The sequence below is a fragment of the Vibrio sp. OPT46 genome (assembly GCF_015163535.1).
GTDB lineage: Bacteria > Pseudomonadota > Gammaproteobacteria > Enterobacterales > Vibrionaceae > Vibrio > Vibrio alginolyticus.
In genome coordinates this window covers 1-17,559 of the sequence record NZ_JADDYG010000529.1, presented here as the reverse complement: position 1 = coordinate 17,559, position 17,559 = coordinate 1, and the positions used below count along the sequence as shown (strand labels likewise).

Genomic DNA, 17,559 nt, shown 5'->3' with positions numbered 1-17,559 from the left:
CTCACAAGTAAGAATGTTTCTCTATTACTTATTGTTTGAGGAATAGTGATGAAAAGCCAAAAATCAAGGACATAAAAGCGCATCCTTATTTAGAGCGTGCTTATATTTTGACGTGAAAAATGGATTCAAAAATCAAACTCGCTCATTACGAGGAAAGAGGGTAATGTCTTAACTCGTAAAATGAGTTAAGACAATGTCAGGAATCTCAGCGAATTATGATTTGCGAGCGACAAGAACCGCGCGGCGAGGGGCAGGGTAGCCTTCTACAGTCTTGCTTGGGTCGTTCGGATCTAAGTAGTCAGGTAGAGAGTTATGCGTCATCCAATCTGTGGTACGTTGTTCATCTACGGATGTGATGTTTTCATCAACGATACGAACATCTTCAAAACCGACCAATTCTAACCACACTTTTAGGGCTTTTGCTGAAGGGAAGAAATAGACATTACGCATTTGCGCGTAACGAGAAGTCGGGACCAGTACTGCATTCTCATCACCTTCAATCACGAGTGTTTCCAATACGAGTTCACCTCCAGATACCAATTGATCTTTTAGTTGCACTAAATGATCGAGAGGCGAGCGGCGATGGTAAAGCACGCCCATGCTGAATACCGTATCGAACGCTTCTAACTTAGGTAGTTGTTCAATACCCAATGGCAATAGGTGTGCACGTTGGTCATCGCCCATTAGTTTACGAATTGCTTCGAACTGAATCAGGAACAGGTGAGATGGATCGATACCGACAGTTAAGCGTGCACCTTCGCCTAGCATGCGCCACATGTGGTATCCGTTACCACAACCTACATCGAGTACGCTGCGATTCTTTAATGGTGAAATATGCGGAAGCACGCGGTCCCATTTCCAATCACTGCGCCACTCAGTATCAATATGGATGCCGTGTACGTGGTATGGGCCTTTGCGCCAAGGATGGAATGTACGAAGTAAGCTTTCTAGCTTTTTAAGTTCCCCTTGAGGCATGGGCTCATTGTTTGAAATCGTGACAGAATCAACAATGTCGATGTTGTCCGGTCTACCCGCTGGGATTTTGTTCAGTGCTTTCAACCAGCGACCAAAGTCACCGTGCTCTGCATTTTGCCAATCCGTTAGCTGTTGCGGAAGCACATTAAGCCAAGGTTGAAGACGAGTGTCTTGGGCAATCAATTGGTAGAAATTTGCAAAGTTAAACATAGTTAGTCAATCGCTGAGTTGATGGGTATAAATTATTAACAAAAGCCGAAATCGGTATGGTTCAGGCTTGGTATGCACGGTCTATTTAATCGCGAACATGGAGCCGAAGTTAAAGCATTGGAACCAAACATCGTAGCTAGAAAAGCCAATTTTAGCGAAACGCTCTTTATGTTCTTTCTTTGAATCTGGGCGCATTACGTTTTCTATCGCGCTGCGCTTTTGGCTGATTTCTAGTTCGCTATAACCATTCGCACGTTTAAAGTCGTGGTGAAGGTCAATTAACAGTTCGTTCGACACTTCATCTTCGAAGACGAACTTCTCCGATAGAATCAAAATGCCGCCCGGACGCAGGCCTGCGTAAATTTTTTCGAGCAAGGAGTAACGATCTTCTGGAGAGAGGAATTGCAAAGTGAAGTTCAACACCACCACTGACGCGTTTTCAATTTCGATATTGCGAATGTCTGCTTCTACTACATCCACAGGAGTGTCACTGCGGTAAGCGTTGACGTGAAGTTTACAACGCTCAACCATCGCCGGAGAGTTGTCCACTGCGATGATTTGGCAACCTTCTTGTTTGATATGGCGACGCATAGACAATGTTGCAGCACCCAAAGAACAGCCTAGGTCATAGATGTTTGAGTGAGGTTTTACAAAACGCTCTGCCAGCATACCGATTGCAGAAATGATATTGCTGTAACCCGGTACCGATCGTTGAATCATGTCAGGAAATACTTCCGCTACGCGTTCATCGAACGTGAAATCCCCAATTTTATCGATTGGAGCCGAAAAAATAGTATCTGGAATGCTCTTAGGGTTCATAACTAAGTCTCTGCATACAAGCTGCCTGAAAATGTCAGGCACCAAAAAAGGCGCGTATTTTATGGGAATTTCGCGCCTCTGTCATGTGTTGCGTTAGAACATCTGTAACTGCGAGTTGCCATCGTCAGCAGGGAAAGGTGCTAACTCAGGGAGCATGATACGCTTTTGTATGTCTTTATATAGGTTTGCGGCCAACTCTGGCGCAATTATATTGTCTGCGGTATGGATCATGATATATGGCTGTTTACCTTCGGCAATCCATTGTGGCAACTTGTTGAGCCATGGTTTAAAAAACTCGTAATTTTGCTGTTCTTCTGGATGACCAATAAAGCGAATCAAAGGGTGTGAAGCGGTAGCAATGGCGTGAACAGGTACTCGTGGTTTTTTCATTTGCGCATCAATAATCGCCTCATTGTCGGGCTTAGCGGCAAAGACTGGGCGGCTATCCATAATAATGCGGTCAATATTATTCTCTACTAACCATTGGTTAAGTGCTCGCTCTTCTTCGCCTTTGGAGAAAAATGCCATATGGCGAACCTCAACACCGAGAGGGAAGTTAGGTGGAAAGCTCGCACAGAACTTTTTCAGTCGATAAAGGTGCTCAGGACCAAATGCGGCTGGTAATTGAATTGTCCATTGGCCCACACGGTCATGCAAAGGCTCCATGACTTTCATGAAGTCTCTCAGTTGTTCGCTGCAACCTCTTAGCATTTGCTCATGAGTGATGGCTTTAGGAAGTTTGAAAGTAAAGCGAAAATCATCGTGGGTTGCGGCTCTCCAGTTTTGCACTGTATTGAGCGTCGGTGTGGCATAAAATGTTGTGTTGCCTTCCACGGTATGAAACACTTGCGCATACCTTTCTAAACGTTCAGCGGGCTTTGTCCCGCTGCCGTAAAAACTTTGTTGCCATTGATTGTGCGACCACATCGTCAATCCAAGTCGAAGAGGTAAGTTATCCATTATTCTTTACTGCTTGCTACTCGTGTGAATACTTTACGAGAGTTTTGCTGAAATAGGTAATTTCACGCTATAATCCTCCCCAATTTTTTCGCTTTGGTGCGCTTTTGAACATTTGTTGTACTAAAAAGCACCAGTGAATGATAAAACACACGTAATTGTATGTTGAGTAGTCGATTTTCGTGGACATTCAGCGTATAACTGAATCTTTACTCTGCTTAGCAATGAGGCTGACAGAGCGTAGTTAACAACATTTGAGAGATTGGGAATTTCATTATGCGTACCCATTACTGTGGTCACCTGAACAAGTCCCTTGCAGGACAAACTGTAGAACTTTGCGGCTGGGTTAACCGTCGTCGTGATTTAGGCGGTCTTATTTTTATTGATATGCGAGATCGCGAAGGTATCGTTCAGGTAGTTGTTGATCCAGATATGGCGGATGCGTATGAAGTGGCGAACACACTTCGTAATGAATTCTGTATCAAACTAACGGGTGAAGTGCGCGTTCGCCCAGAGAGCCAAGCAAACAAAGACATGGCAACAGGTGAAGTTGAGATCCTTGCGAAAGGTCTTGAAATCATCAACCGTTCTGATGTTCTGCCTCTAGACTTCAACCAAAAGAACTCTGAAGAGCAGCGCCTGAAGTACCGTTACCTAGATCTACGTCGTCCTGAAATGAGCGACCGCATCAAGCTACGTGCTAAAGCGTCTAGCTTTGTTCGTCGTTTCCTAGATGACAACGGCTTCCTAGACATCGAAACACCAGTCCTAACAAAAGCGACTCCAGAAGGCGCTCGTGACTACCTAGTACCTAGCCGTGTTCACAAAGGCAGCTTCTACGCGCTTCCTCAGTCTCCACAGCTATTCAAACAACTTCTAATGATGTCTGGTTTTGACCGTTACTACCAAATCGTTAAGTGTTTCCGTGATGAAGACTTGCGTGCTGACCGTCAACCAGAATTCACTCAGATCGATATCGAAACGTCATTCATGACGGCTGACCAAGTTCGTGCAACGACTGAGAAAATGGTTCGTGAAATGTGGCAAGAGCTACTAAATGTTGACCTAGGTGAATTCCCAGTAATGCCGTTCAGCGAAGCGATTCGTCGTTTCGGTTCGGACAAGCCAGACCTACGTAACCCACTGGAACTAGTAGACGTTGCTGACCTAGTGAAAGATGTTGAGTTCAAAGTATTCTCAGGTCCAGCAAACGACGAAAAAGGCCGCGTTGCCGTTATTCGCGTTCCAGGTGGTGCATCTTTGACTCGTAAGCAAATTGATGGCTACGGTGAATTCGTTGGCATCTACGGTGCGAAAGGTCTAGCTTGGATGAAGGTTAACGACCGTGCAGCGGGCATGGAAGGTATCCAATCTCCAGTCGCTAAGTTCCTAAATGAAGACGTGATCAACGGCATTCTAGATCGTACTCAAGCGGAATCTGGTGACATTATCCTATTTGGCGCTGATAAAGCGGGCATCGTTGCAGAAGCAATGGGTGCGCTACGTTTGAAACTAGGTAAAGACCTAGAGCTAACGGATGAGTCTGCATGGGCTCCACTATGGGTTGTTGACTTCCCAATGTTCGAAGAAGATGACGAAGGCAACCTACACGCGATGCACCACCCATTCACATCGCCTCTAGGTGTGACTGCAGAAGAGCTAAAAGCAAACCCTGCTGCGGCAAATTCTAACGCTTACGATATGGTTCTAAATGGCTACGAAGTGGGCGGCGGCTCTGTTCGTATCCACAACGCAGATATGCAAGAAGCCGTATTTGATATTCTAGGTATCACACCTGAAGAGCAACAGCTTAAGTTCGGCTTCCTGCTTGATGCGCTGAAATTCGGTACGCCTCCACATGCTGGTCTTGCATTTGGTCTAGACCGTCTAGTAATGCTGCTATGTGGTACAGAGAACATCCGTGATGTTATCGCGTTCCCTAAAACAACAGCAGCTGCGTGTCTACTAACAGACGCACCAAGTATTGCGAACCCAGCAGCGCTAGAAGAGCTAGCCATCGCAGTAACTGCAGCGAAAGAAAAAGACGCAGAATAAGCGCACAACATTTGAAGAAAACTCCCGCAACTGCGGGAGTTTTTGTTTAAATAAACCCAAGAAACTTCCAAAGCAATTTCCCAAGCAACGCTTTTAGAACATGTTTTGTTATTAAGCGTCAAAATACATTAAAAGGTGAATTATGGCTGGTCATAGTAAATGGGCGAATATTCGTCACCGTAAAGCAGCGCAAGATGCGAAGCGCGGCAAAATCTTTACTAAATTAATCCGTGAAATCGTTGTTGCGGCAAAAGAGGGGGGCGGTGAGCCAGAAAATAACCCACGTTTGCGAGCCGCAATTGATAAAGCACTGTCTAACAACATGACACGTGACACTGTCAATCGCGCTGTCAGCCGAGGTGCTGGTGGTGAAGGCGACGACAACATGGAAACCGTGATCTATGAAGGTTATGGTCCAGGTGGTACGGCGGTCATGGTCGAATGTATGACGGATAACCGAAATCGTACGGTATCTGGCGTACGCCATGCATTCTCAAAGTCAGGCGGTAATCTGGGGACGGATGGTAGCGTCAACTATCTTTTCGACAAGAAAGGCGTGATTTCATATGGCCCAGGTTTAGATGAGGATGCGGTAATGGAAGTAGCATTAGAAAGTGGTGCTGATGACATTGAAACGGCAGAAGATGGCTCGATTGATGTCTACACGGCCCCAGGCGATTTTGGACTCGTAAAAGATGCTCTTGATGCCGCAGGGTTTGAGGCAGAGAACGCTGAGGTGTCTCTGATCCCATCTACGAAAGCAGATTTGGACGCGGACACTGCGCCAAAACTACTTCGTTTGATTGACGCTTTGGAAGATCTGGACGACGTTCAAGAGGTTTATCACAATGGTGATATCTCTGACGACGTTGCTGCTACGCTAGATTAAACTCAAGGTGTCGGGAGCGGTATTTGCTCCGAAGTTAGCAAGTAATAATAAAAAGACTGAGGCCGAATTAGGCCTCATTTTTAGGAACATTCATGTCAATTATTTTGGGCATTGACCCAGGTTCGCGCATTACCGGCTATGGGGTCATTCGTCAAAATGGACGCCACTTGCAATACCTTGGTAGTGGCTGCATTCGTACTTCAGAAAAAGAACTTCCGGGTCGGCTTAAACAGATTTATGCAGGCGTCACGGAAATCATTACCCAGTTTCAACCGGACGTTTTCGCGATCGAGCAAGTGTTTATGGCCAAAAACGCGGATTCAGCGCTAAAACTTGGCCAAGCTCGTGGCAGTGCAATTGTTGCTGCGGTGAATGCGGAGTTGCCGGTATTTGAATACGCGGCTCGTCTTATTAAGCAAGCTGTCGTCGGCACTGGTGGCGCGGACAAAGCGCAAGTTCAGCATATGGTTCAGCAGATGCTTAAATTGCCCGCCAAGCCTCAAGCGGATGCAGCCGATGCTTTAGGTGTGGCGATTTGTCATGCCAATACTAACAAGACTCTCGTTGCGTTAGCGGGCAAAGCAACCAGTGCCAGAAAAGGGCGCTACCGTTAAAATTAACTGGATGTCTATCCAGTTCTTTATTATCCTGTCGCAAATTCATTTCCAAAGAGTATTTATAGTGATTGGACGTCTTCGTGGCATACTGATTGAAAAGCAACCACCTGAAGTATTAATTGAAGTTAATGGCATTGGCTATGAAGTCCAGATGCCAATGAGCTGTTTTTACGAACTGCCAAATGTTGGCGAAGAAGCCATTATTTATACTCACTTTGTTGTCCGTGAAGATGCGCAATTGCTATACGGTTTCAACACGGTAAAAGAACGAGCACTTTTCCGTGAAGTGATCAAAGCCAATGGCGTTGGTCCTAAACTCGGTCTTGGTATTCTCTCTGGTATGACAGCAACGCAATTTGTTACTTGTGTGGAACATGAAGACGTTTCTACGCTGGTTAAGCTTCCAGGCGTTGGCAAGAAAACCGCAGAGAGATTGGTTGTTGAAATGAAAGACCGCTTGAAAGGGTGGGGCGCTGGCGATCTATTTACACCATTTACGGATGCTGCTCCTGCGGATTCTAGTGCGACATCCAACAACGCGGAAGAAGAAGCAATCAGTGCGCTTCTAGCTCTAGGTTACAAGCCGACTCAAGCGTCGAAAGTGGTATCTCAGATCGCTAAACCGGACATGAGCAGTGAGCAAATGATCCGTGAAGCTCTAAAATCAATGGTGTAACGCTGGTTGCACAGTGAACATTTGTTCAAGATAACTCATTCTCTAAGGTTAATGCCAATCGCTTAACGATGTTTTTTGTGTCATTCCAGCGAGCCTGGCGAGACTGGGAATCTAATAGCAGCACGCTGAGCGGTTAATGAAACAATTTGACCATAAATCGCTCGGATAGAAGATCCTGTATCACGCTCCTTCGTCGCTGTACAGGATGACGAGATATAGAAATATGCCACTTGCTGTTAAACGAGCGGCATTATTCTCTCAGGTAACCATTTTTCAAGGTAAAAAGATGATTGAAGCCGATCGTTTAATCGCGCCAGAAAACCCTGCCTTTCGTGATGAAGATGTCATTGATCGTGCTATTCGGCCAAAAAAATTAGCGGATTACCAAGGTCAGGACCATGTCCGTGACCAAATGGAGATCTTCATTAAAGCTGCTCAGTTACGTAGCGAAGCACTTGATCACCTTTTGATTTTTGGTCCCCCAGGTTTGGGTAAAACCACACTTGCGAACATCGTTGCCAATGAAATGGAAGTGAACATTCGCACTACTTCAGGCCCTGTACTTGAGAAAGCAGGCGATTTGGCCGCGCTGTTAACCAACCTCGAAGAAAACGATGTGTTGTTCATCGATGAGATTCACCGCTTGAGCCCGATGGTTGAAGAGGTGCTGTATCCGGCGATGGAAGATTATCAACTGGATATTATGATCGGTGAAGGTCCGGCCGCTCGTTCTATTAAGATCGATTTACCACCATTTACGTTAATTGGTGCGACGACCCGAGCGGGCTCTTTAACGTCACCATTGCGCGACCGCTTTGGTATTACTCAGCGCCTTGAGTTTTATAAGATAAAAGACCTCCAAGATATCGTGCAGCGAAGCGCGGATTGTTTAGGTTTATCAATGGAACCTGAAGGTGCATTGGAAGTGGCAAGACGTGCGCGTGGCACACCACGTATTGCTAACCGTTTGCTACGTCGTGTTCGTGATTATGCGGAAGTAAAAGGCAATGGTCACATTTGTGCCGATGTTGCCGATAAGGCGTTGAATATGCTTGATGTGGACGCCGAAGGCTTCGATTACATGGACCGTAAGCTACTACTCGCGATTATGGAAAAATTTGGTGGTGGTCCGGTCGGGCTCGACAACATGGCAGCGGCGATAGGTGAAGAAAAGGACACTATTGAAGACGTTCTTGAACCTTATCTTATTCAGCAAGGTTATTTACAACGCACTCCGCGTGGAAGAATCGCGACAGATCGTGCGTATTTGCATTTCGGAATTGAAAAATAAGATTCCCTCGCTGGGCCTTTGTTGCCCAGCGCTTCATTAAAGTTGACCAAACTCACATTTTTTGAATTTTTTCTCATACTGGTTTAGTAAGTAAAAAGCATTGATTGTTAACTCGATGTTTGCTTGCAACTGGTTAATTTCTCTCCTGATTACTCTCTCTTAACATCCGTATCCAATACTGGTTGATCTAGATCAATGTGATGGATTTTTGTGCAAATTCCGCGCATAAACATTGATGTATATCAAAGCGCGTTACGGCTATAAACCTTTTGAAACAATCTGTTTTTACAAGTAATATTAGCCCCAGCTATATTAGCTGATGCTTAACAATTAACTAACCAATGAAGCACATTTTTGCAACAATGAGTTGTGATAATTCAACATTTTTCAAGTGTAAATAACACCTGAATATGGATTGCAATATGTAGAGAGTGTCATTCAGCCGACACATAGGAGTTACCATGATTGACGTAGTTGATCTATCGCGGTTGCAGTTTGCACTGACAGCGATGTATCACTTCCTATTCGTACCATTGACCCTTGGTATGGCCTTCCTTCTGGCCATTATGGAATCGATGTACGTAATGACGAACAAGCAAATCTATAAGGACATGACCAAGTTCTGGGGTAAGCTATTCGGTATTAACTTTGCACTTGGTGTGGCGACAGGCCTTACCATGGAGTTCCAGTTTGGTACGAACTGGTCTTACTACTCCCACTATGTAGGTGATATCTTCGGTGCACCGCTAGCGATCGAAGCACTTGTCGCATTCTTCCTGGAGTCAACTTTTGTTGGTCTATTCTTCTTCGGGTGGGATCGTCTATCTAAACGCCAACACTTAGCGGTTACCTGGCTTGTGGCACTAGGCTCTAACTTCTCTGCTCTTTGGATTCTTATCGCAAACGGCTGGATGCAAAACCCAGTAGGCGCAGATTTCAACTTCGAAACCATGCGAATGGAAATGGTGAGCTTCTCTGAGGTTGTACTAAACCCAGTTGCTCAGGTTAAGTTCGTGCATACGGTTGCTTCTGGTTACACTTGTGGCGCAATGTTTATTCTAGGCATCAGTTCATACTACCTATTAAAAGGTCGTGACATTGCGTTTGCTCGTCGTTCGTTTGCTATTGCTGCTTCTTTCGGTATTGCAGCTATCTTATCTACCATCGTTCTTGGTGACGAATCTGGCTACGAGCTTGGTGAAGTTCAAAAAGTGAAACTCGCTGCAATTGAAGCAGAGTGGCACACTGAACCTGCACCTGCCGCATTTACGTTATTTGGTGTTCCTAACCAGGAAACGATGCATACCGATTACGCAATTAAGATCCCTTACGTAATGGGTATTATCGCGACACGCTCTTTTGATGAGCAAGTAACAGGTCTTCGTGATTTACGTGATGAACACGTCGATCGTATTCGTGACGGCATGTACGCTTATGAACTTCTAGAGAAGCTTCGTGCGGGCGACAAGTCAGAAGAAAACATGACTGCGTTTGATGAAGTGAAAGGTGACCTAGGTTACGGTCTACTTCTAAAGCGCTACACAGACAATGTTGTTGATGCAACAGAAGAGCAAATCCAAGCTGCTGCGGACGACTCAATCCCAACAGTATGGCCGCTATTCTGGTCATTCCGTATCATGGTTGCTTGTGGCTTCATCATGTTGTTTGTCTTTGGTGCGGCGTTTATCCAAACGTGTCGTCAGAAGATTGAACAGAAACAATGGATTCTAAAAGCTGCACTATTTAGCATTCCACTACCTTGGATTGCAATTGAAGCGGGTTGGTTCGTCGCTGAGTACGGCCGTCAGCCTTGGGCTGTAGGTGAAATTCTACCAGTGCATGTTGCAGCTTCTGCGCTAACTGCAGGTGAAATCTGGACTTCACTCTTCGCAATTCTGGCGCTATACACGGTATTCCTGATTGCAGAAGTTTACCTAATGTTGAAATTCGCTCGTAAAGGCCCAAGTAGCCTGAAAACGGGTCGCTACCACTTCGAGCAAAATGCTGACTCTGTTGAAGACAAAGTTAGTCGCCAAGTAGAAGCGTAAGGTAAGGAGATAACAAGATGTTTGATTACGAAATCTTGCGACTCATCTGGTGGGTACTAATCGGTGTTCTACTAGTTGGTTTTGCAGTAACAGACGGCTTCGATATGGGTGTAGGCGCGCTTGTACCTATTATCGGTAAAAACGACACGCAACGCCGTGTCATGATTAACTCAATTGCTCCTCACTGGGATGGTAACCAAGTTTGGCTTATCACTGCTGGTGGTGCACTGTTCGCAGCTTGGCCTTTGGTTTACGCAACGTCATTTTCAGGCTTTTACTTAGCGATGATTTTGACACTAGCAGCGCTATGGCTTCGTCCTCTGGGCCTAGACTACCGCTCTAAAATCGAAGATCCAAAATGGCGCAATACCTGGGATATCTGTATCTCAATCAGTGGTTTTGTTCCGCCAATCATCTTTGGTGTGGCGTTTGGTAACCTTCTACAAGGTGTACCGTTCCAATTGAGTGAGTTCTTGATGCCAACATACCATGGCTCATTCTTTGGTCTACTAAACCCATTTGCACTGTTGTGTGGTCTAGTAAGCTTGTTCATGATTTTGATGCAAGGTTCTACTTGGCTACAAATGAAAACAACAGGCGAAGTGCATGTGCGTGCGCGCAACGTTGCTCAGTTGGCTGGTTTACTGACGGTTGCTGCGTTTGTAGCGGCTGGTTTCTGGATCCAAAATATCGATGGCTACGTCATTGTTGGCGGTATCGACACTAACGCTGCTTCTAACCCTCTAAACAAAGAGGTTATCCGTGAAGCTGGTGCGTGGATGAAGAACTTTGAAAACTACCCACTACTATGGGCTGCTCCTGTATTAGGTGTTGCAATGCCGCTTCTCGCTGTATTGGCATCTCGTCTTGAAAAATGTGCGATTTCGTTCATTACTTCAAGCTTGGGTGTTGCTGGTGTTATCTTTACTGCAGGTTTTGCGATGTTCCCATTCATCATGCCTTCAGACTTAATGCCAAGCCACAGCTTAACAATGTGGGATGCAACGTCATCTGAGCTGACTCTGAACCTAATGACAGGCGTTGCGTTTGTTATGGTGCCAATCATCCTTGGTTACACATCTTGGACTTACTACAAGATGTTTGGTCGCCTTGATGACCAGTACATTGAAGACAACAAAAACTCACTTTACTAAGGAGCATTTACTATGTGGTATTTCGCATGGATTCTAGGTGTACTACTTGCTTGTGCATTCGGTATCATCAACGCTCTTTGGCTAGAGCACTCAGAAATGATGGATAAAGACAGTGAGTAACCTCGCTGATAAGGTAGCGAAACTTCACGCACCAATGGATAAGACTCTGCTACGAGTCTTATCTCTCATCCTTGGCTTTATGCACATAGGATTGGTGATGTGGGACCCTGAAGCTTACCATCAAGCAATTGGTGGTTTTAACTCAATCATCGCACCAGCACTGATTTGGTCTGTATGTTCAAGCATGGTGTATGGGGTGGGCTTCAAGCCAAGAAACTGGTACTGGCAAGTTTTGTTTAGTCCTTATTTCTCGTTAGCTATCTTAATTTATCTAACGGCACTTTATTTCATTTAGGCTGAAATATGCTGTAATAAAGTCGGTTACTAAATCATCGAATAAAAGCTAGGTATCTCGCCTAGCTTTTATTTTTTCTACAAATTTCAAAAATATTTCCTTAGCTCGGTACCAATTGCTGTCGCTTCAGTTATAGTAATTACTTTAAAGAATTGAATATATTGGTACTCCCTTGCAAGGCACATCAAATCTCTTTCACTGGCCGATCACCGTGTACTATGAAGACACTGATGCGGGCGGTGTTGTATATCATTCTAATTATCTAAAATTCTTTGAGCGCGCACGGACAGAGATGTTACGTGCTAAAGGCATTTCTCAACATGTGTTACTGGAACAAAATATCGGCTTTGTTGTCCGACACATGGATATCGATTTTAACCAAGGGGCTAGGCTGGACGAGCATCTGACAGTCGTAACCCGAGTGTCAGAAATAAAACGTGCTTCTCTGCAATTCTGTCAAGAGTTGGTCAATGATCAAGGCAAGATATTGTGCAAGGCCTCGGTTAAGGTAGCATGTATCGATAATAAGAAAATGAAACCAATAGCTATTCCAACCTTTATAAATTCGGAGCTAACAAATAGTGACTGCTGATATTTCCATTTTAGATCTCTTTCTTCAGGCCAGTCTGTTGGTAAAGCTTGTGATGCTGACGTTGCTTGGCATGTCAATTGTGTCATGGGCAATGATCATCAAGCGCAGCAAAGTGCTTTCTCAAGCATCAAAAAATGCAGAGCAGTTTGAAGACAAATTTTGGTCGGGTACTGATCTTTCTCTGCTTTACCAAAAAGTAAAAGCGCGTAAAGACGAAATTGAAGGCACAGAAGAAATCTTCTACGCAGGTTTTACAGAGTTTGCTCGCCTACGTAAGAGCAACGCAAATTCACCAGCTTACATCATGGAAGGCACTGGCCGCGCAATGCGCGTTGCTGTTTCTCGTGAAGTAGATGAGCTAGAAACAAGCTTACCGTTTTTGGCAACAGTCGGTTCTATAAGCCCTTATATCGGCCTATTTGGTACCGTTTGGGGCATCATGCACGCCTTTATTGCGCTGGGTGAAGTAAAGCAAGCTACGTTGTCTATGGTTGCACCGGGTATCGCCGAGGCACTTATCGCGACAGCGATGGGGCTATTTGCGGCTATTCCGGCAGTAATGGCGTACAACCGTCTAAGCAATAAAGTGAGTAAACTAGAGCACACTTACGCAACATTTTCTGAAGAATTCCACAGCATCCTTCATCGTCAAGCGATGGCTGGCCGAGACAGCGCGGATAAGGAATAAAGCATGGCGGGTTATCAACCTAAAAAGCGAAAAATGACAGCGGAGATCAACGTTGTTCCGTATATCGACGTAATGCTCGTACTGTTGATCATTTTTATGGCGACCGCTCCATTTGTGACTCAAGGCGTCGACGTTGATCTTCCGAAAACATCGACCGCAGAATCTATGCAAGACCTTGCTGGCGAGACTGACAGTAGCTTTATTATCATCGAAATTGATAGCGAGGGTAATTTAGGCCTAAGCGTAAATGATGAAGAAGTTCAGCGAGGTTTGTCGTTGCAAGATGTTATTGTGCGAGTGAAAGCGGAGCGAGAGGTTAAGCCGGATTCACCAGTTGCGGTAGGTGGCGACGCGGCAACACCATATGCCGATGTTGTTCTATTGCTAGATGAACTAAGTCGAGCTGGTATCCCTAAGGTAGGTCTAATGACCGATATCAGGGAATAGACATCAATTATCTATGAAAGATCACAAGAAGAAACCCAACCAATACGCCAAACCGATAGCAATATCGGTTGGTTTGCATGCAATTCTAGTTGCAGCCCTGCTTTGGGGGACGGACTTCAACATGTCTAAACCAGAGCCTACAGGGCAAATGGTTCAAGCTGTTGTCATCGATCCAAAACTTGTGCAGCAACAAGCGGAAGAAATTCGCCAGCAACGCGAAAAGGCAGCGAAAAAAGAACAAGAGCGTCTTGATAAACTGAGACGCGAAGCAGAGCAGCTAGAAAAAAACCGCAAAGCTGAAGAAGAGCAAATTCGCAAGTTGAAAGAGCAGCAAGCGAAAGATGCTCAAGCGGCGCGAGAAGCAGAAGCTGCACGTAAGAAAAAAGAGCAAGAGCGCAAGCAGGAAGAAGAACGTGTTCGCAAAGAAAAAGAGCGAGCTGCTAAGCTAGAAAAAGAGCGCAAGGAAAAAGAAGAAGCCGTGCGTAAAGCTGAGCAGGAGCGTTTAGCAAAAGAAGCGGCTATAGCAAAAGCTGAGCAAGAACGTTTGGCTCGTGAAAAAGCAGCAAAAGAAGCGGAAGAAAAAGCACGTCGTGAGCGTGAAGCTGCTGAAAAAGCTGAACAAGAGCGCATTGCAAAAGAGAAAGCGGCAAAAGAGGCAGCGGAGCGAGAGCGTAAAGCGAGAGAAGCAGCTGAGCGTGCCGAGCGTGAGCGTAAAGCTCAAGAAGCCGCGTTAGATGATATTTTTGCGGGTCTCGAGGATGAGGTCAGTAAAAACAGTGCTGCGCGCAATCAATTTATTGACGACGAACTTTCTCGTATGTCATCCATCTATACTCAAAATATTCAGCAAAAGCTGATTAAGGATGACTACTTGCTGGGAAAGGAGTGTAGGGTAAACATCAAATTGATTCCGACAGGAACTGATATGATGGTCTCTGGTGTTACCGTTTTGAGTGGCGATACTCGAGTGTGTGCTGCGGCGAAGCGAGCAATAGCTCAGGTAGGGACGTTCCCTAAATCTTCAGAATCAGCGGTCAATGAAAGACTAAAAGACATCAACATAACTGTTGCTTTGGACTAAAAGGAATAAGACGTGATTAGACGCCTTTTACTAGGAATGTTTGTACTGTTTAGCAGTATGACAAATGTGGCGAATGCCGCATTAGAGTTGGTCATTACCGATGGTATTGATTCAGCACGACCAATTGCTGTTGTTCCGTTTAAGTGGGAGGGCACACAAGCGCTTCCAACGGATGTTTCTGCTGTTATCGCCTCGGATTTACAACGTAGTGGTAAATTCAGCCCAGTTCCAACGAGCAAAATGCCACAAACACCGTTCAGTGAATCAGAAGTTAATTTTGATGCTTGGACCAATTTAGGTGTGGATGCGCTATTGACTGGTTCAATCAAGCAAAACGACCAAGGTGACTACGTTATCAACTATCAACTTGTTGATATTGTGCGTGGTCAGTTAACAGGTGGGAAGAGTAAGGCGCTTGGTAGTGACGGTGAATTGGTTCTGTCAAAAGATCATGTGCTGTTCAATAAAGTAGCCACTGTTCAAGGGCCTCGTATGCGTGAGTACGCTCACCGTATCTCTGATTTGGTGTATGAACAGTTAACTGGCGACCGTGGCGCTTTCATGACTCGTATCGCATATGTGGTAGTGAACGATAAAGACCGTTTCCCTTACCAACTTCGAGTCGCTGATTACGATGGCTACAATGAGCGTCTGGTTTTACGTTCTAAGCAGCCATTAATGTCACCAGCGTGGTCACCAGATGGTAAAAAGCTTGCGTATGTTAGCTTCCAAAATGGCCAAGCAGAAATCTTCATCATGAACATCTACACCGGTGAACGTGAGAAAATTACTTCATACCCACGTCACAATGGTGCGCCAAGATTTTCGCCAGATGGCAATAAGTTAGCGATTGTTCTTTCTAAAACAGGCTCGCTTCATGTTTATACGTTTGACCTTAACACTCGTAAGCTGACGCAAATTACGCGTGGCAGATCAAATAATACGGAACCGTTCTGGCATCCGGATGGAAAATCGTTGATTTTCACATCGGATAGGGGTGGTAAACCACAGATTTATCAAGTAAATTTGGGCAGCGGTTCTATTGACCGTTTGACTTGGCAAGGCAGCCAAAATTTGGGTGGTCAGATTACTCCTGATGGGCGATTCCTAGTTATGGTGAACCGCAGCAACGCAGGATTTAATTTGGCGAAACAAGATTTGGAAACTGGTGCTCTTCAAGTCTTAACTAAGACCTTGCTTGATGAGTCTCCTAGTATTGCCCCAAACGGTGGCATGGTTGTGTATAGCTCGATTTACAACAAGAAAAACGTACTATCGATGGTGTCAATTGATGGTCGATTCAAAGCTAGATTACCGGCAACAAATGGGCGTGTTCGAGCGCCTGCATGGTCACCGTTTTTGTAGTAATAAGTTTGATTAATAAAGGAAAATAAGATGCAACTGAACAAGGTTCTAAAAGGGCTACTAATCGCGCTTCCTGTAATGGCTGTTACAGCGTGTAGTTCAAGCGACGACGCTGCTTCTAACACTGGTGCAGCAACAAACAACAATGGCGCAGTGGAAACAACAGTAGCTACGCCAATTGATCAAAGCGGTCAGTTGACAGAGCAAGAGCTAAAAGAGCAAGCGCTACGTGAAACTCAAACAATCTACTTTGCTTTTGACAACTCAACAATTGCAGCAGATTACGAAGAGATGCTAGCGGCTCACGCTTCTTACCTAAGCAAGAACCCAGCACTTAACGTAACTATCGAAGGTCACGCTGATGAGCGCGGTACACCTGAGTACAACATTGCTCTAGGTGAGCGTCGTGCACAAGCAGTAGCGAACTACCTACAAGCACTAGGTGTTCAAGCTGACCAAATCTCAATCGTTAGCTACGGTGAAGAGAAGCCACTTCTTCTAGGTCAATCAGATGAAGTTTACGCTAAGAACCGTCGCGCGGTTCTAGTATACTAATTCGAGGTAATCCTCATGTTCAGTAACACTAAGCGCGCTGTTGCGCTTACGTTACTGGCAAGTGCAGCGAACTTTGCGTTCGCTGCACCAGCTCCAGTATCCGATCTCAACAGCACATCATCCGTCTCTAAGAGCCGTTCATCTGAAACGGAAGTAGAGCGTCTAGAACGTTTGCTACAAAATCGCAATCGCGTTCAGCTCCAAATGCAACAGCAAATTGACCAAATGTCACAAGAGATCAGTGAATTGCGTGGTCAATTAGAGCGAAATAGCTACGAAATGAAACAAATGTTGCAACGTCAACGTGAGTTGTTTGTCGAGCTGGATCGTATTCGTGGAGAGATAAAATCCGCACCTGCACAAGAAGCACAACCTGTGAAAACAGGTGGTCAGTACACTCCAAATGTTGATGAGCAAACGGCATATCAGAATGCAGTTGACCTCATTCTCAAAAAGCGTGATTACACTGGTGCAATTGCAGCGTTCCAGCAGTTCCAGAAAGATTATCCTGATTCTACATATTCAGCGAATTCTCACTACTGGTTAGGTCAGTTGTACTTCGCTAAAAAGCAGGATGAGGATGCAGTGAAAAGTTTTGCCGCTGTTGTGTCTTATAAAGACTCCAACAAGCGAGCCGATGCGTTGCTTAAGTTAGGCGAAATCGCTGAGCGTAATAACAATGCAGCTCAAGCGAAAAAGTACTACCAACAAGTGGTTGATGAATA

The 17,559-nt window shown here is 45.2% G+C and carries 19 protein-coding genes; 16 read left to right on the top strand and 3 right to left on the bottom strand.

What is annotated here, in order from left to right:
• Positions 1-213 precede the first annotated feature (213 nt).
• The 3 genes from cmoB to IQR33_RS21365 all read right to left on the bottom strand — a co-directional run bounded on the left by cmoB (position 214) and on the right by IQR33_RS21365 (position 2,964).
• The gene (gene cmoB, locus IQR33_RS21375) at positions 214-1,185 is read right to left on the bottom strand and encodes a tRNA 5-methoxyuridine(34)/uridine 5-oxyacetic acid(34) synthase CmoB (protein WP_005387902.1); all 972 of its coding nucleotides are present in this window, start codon (positions 1,183-1,185) and stop codon (positions 214-216) included.
• 81 nt (positions 1,186-1,266) lie between these two features.
• Positions 1,267-2,004 carry a carboxy-S-adenosyl-L-methionine synthase CmoA gene (cmoA, locus tag IQR33_RS21370; RefSeq protein WP_136976027.1) on the bottom strand — a complete coding sequence of 246 codons (738 nt, stop codon included), beginning with the start codon at positions 2,002-2,004 and terminating at the stop codon, positions 1,267-1,269.
• A 93-nt stretch (positions 2,005-2,097) separates the two neighbouring features.
• On the bottom strand, positions 2,098-2,964 hold the full coding sequence (locus tag IQR33_RS21365) for a DUF72 domain-containing protein (RefSeq protein ID WP_170960341.1): 867 nt from the start codon (positions 2,962-2,964) through the stop codon (positions 2,098-2,100).
• Between the two features lie 273 nt (positions 2,965-3,237).
• Here IQR33_RS21365 and aspS point away from each other — a divergent pair, with 273 nt between their 5' ends.
• The 16 genes from aspS to ybgF all read left to right on the top strand — a co-directional run.
• A complete protein-coding gene (aspS, locus tag IQR33_RS21360) occupies positions 3,238-5,016 on the top strand; it encodes an aspartate--tRNA ligase (protein ID WP_005378401.1) in 1,779 nt (592 codons plus the stop codon).
• A gap of 142 nt (positions 5,017-5,158) precedes the next feature.
• Positions 5,159-5,905 (top strand): YebC/PmpR family DNA-binding transcriptional regulator, encoded by a 747-nt coding sequence (locus IQR33_RS21355; protein WP_005378402.1) that lies wholly within the window; start codon positions 5,159-5,161, stop codon positions 5,903-5,905.
• A gap of 92 nt (positions 5,906-5,997) precedes the next feature.
• Positions 5,998-6,519, top strand: coding sequence for a crossover junction endodeoxyribonuclease RuvC (gene ruvC, locus IQR33_RS21350; protein ID WP_005387909.1), 522 nt, complete (start codon positions 5,998-6,000; stop codon positions 6,517-6,519).
• Positions 6,520-6,586: 67 nt separating this feature from the next.
• Positions 6,587-7,198: a Holliday junction branch migration protein RuvA gene (gene ruvA, locus IQR33_RS21345; protein ID WP_017820041.1), complete on the top strand. Its 612-nt coding sequence runs from the start codon at positions 6,587-6,589 to the stop codon at positions 7,196-7,198.
• Between the two features lie 286 nt (positions 7,199-7,484).
• Positions 7,485-8,489 carry a Holliday junction branch migration DNA helicase RuvB gene (ruvB, locus tag IQR33_RS21340; protein WP_005378312.1) on the top strand — a complete coding sequence of 335 codons (1,005 nt, stop codon included), beginning with the start codon at positions 7,485-7,487 and terminating at the stop codon, positions 8,487-8,489.
• Between the two features lie 461 nt (positions 8,490-8,950).
• Positions 8,951-10,537 (top strand): cytochrome ubiquinol oxidase subunit I, encoded by a 1,587-nt coding sequence (gene cydA, locus IQR33_RS21335; protein ID WP_005378311.1) that lies wholly within the window; start codon positions 8,951-8,953, stop codon positions 10,535-10,537.
• Positions 10,538-10,554: 17 nt separating this feature from the next.
• Positions 10,555-11,691 carry a cytochrome d ubiquinol oxidase subunit II gene (gene cydB, locus IQR33_RS21330; protein ID WP_006742909.1) on the top strand — a complete coding sequence of 379 codons (1,137 nt, stop codon included), beginning with the start codon at positions 10,555-10,557 and terminating at the stop codon, positions 11,689-11,691.
• Positions 11,692-11,703: 12 nt separating this feature from the next.
• Positions 11,704-11,811, top strand: a complete 108-nt coding sequence (gene cydX / locus IQR33_RS21325) for a cytochrome bd-I oxidase subunit CydX (protein ID WP_000270284.1) — start codon at positions 11,704-11,706, stop codon at positions 11,809-11,811.
• A complete protein-coding gene (ybgE, locus tag IQR33_RS21320) occupies positions 11,804-12,106 on the top strand; it encodes a cyd operon protein YbgE (RefSeq protein ID WP_033905055.1) in 303 nt (100 codons plus the stop codon). The genes cydX and ybgE overlap by 8 nt, the downstream gene beginning before the upstream one ends.
• A 172-nt stretch (positions 12,107-12,278) precedes the next feature.
• On the top strand, positions 12,279-12,698 hold the full coding sequence (gene ybgC, locus IQR33_RS21315; protein WP_017820044.1) for a tol-pal system-associated acyl-CoA thioesterase: 420 nt from the start codon (positions 12,279-12,281) through the stop codon (positions 12,696-12,698).
• Positions 12,688-13,386 (top strand): protein TolQ, encoded by a 699-nt coding sequence (tolQ, locus tag IQR33_RS21310; protein ID WP_193837456.1) that lies wholly within the window; start codon positions 12,688-12,690, stop codon positions 13,384-13,386. The genes ybgC and tolQ overlap by 11 nt, the downstream gene beginning before the upstream one ends.
• Positions 13,387-13,389: 3 nt before the next feature.
• Positions 13,390-13,833 carry an ExbD/TolR family protein gene (locus IQR33_RS21305; RefSeq protein ID WP_005378298.1) on the top strand — a complete coding sequence of 148 codons (444 nt, stop codon included), beginning with the start codon at positions 13,390-13,392 and terminating at the stop codon, positions 13,831-13,833.
• Positions 13,834-13,846: 13 nt separating this feature from the next.
• The gene (tolA, locus tag IQR33_RS21300; RefSeq protein WP_193837455.1) at positions 13,847-14,914 is read left to right on the top strand and encodes a cell envelope integrity protein TolA; all 1,068 of its coding nucleotides are present in this window, start codon (positions 13,847-13,849) and stop codon (positions 14,912-14,914) included.
• Between the two features lie 12 nt (positions 14,915-14,926).
• On the top strand, positions 14,927-16,279 hold the full coding sequence (gene tolB / locus IQR33_RS21295; protein WP_005387925.1) for a Tol-Pal system beta propeller repeat protein TolB: 1,353 nt from the start codon (positions 14,927-14,929) through the stop codon (positions 16,277-16,279).
• A gap of 30 nt (positions 16,280-16,309) precedes the next feature.
• Positions 16,310-16,834, top strand: coding sequence for a peptidoglycan-associated lipoprotein Pal (gene pal, locus IQR33_RS21290; protein WP_005378293.1), 525 nt, complete (start codon positions 16,310-16,312; stop codon positions 16,832-16,834).
• 15 nt (positions 16,835-16,849) lie between these two features.
• Positions 16,850-17,559 (top strand): tol-pal system protein YbgF (gene ybgF, locus IQR33_RS21285; protein ID WP_193844032.1); only part of this gene is annotated, 710 nt, incomplete at its 3' end.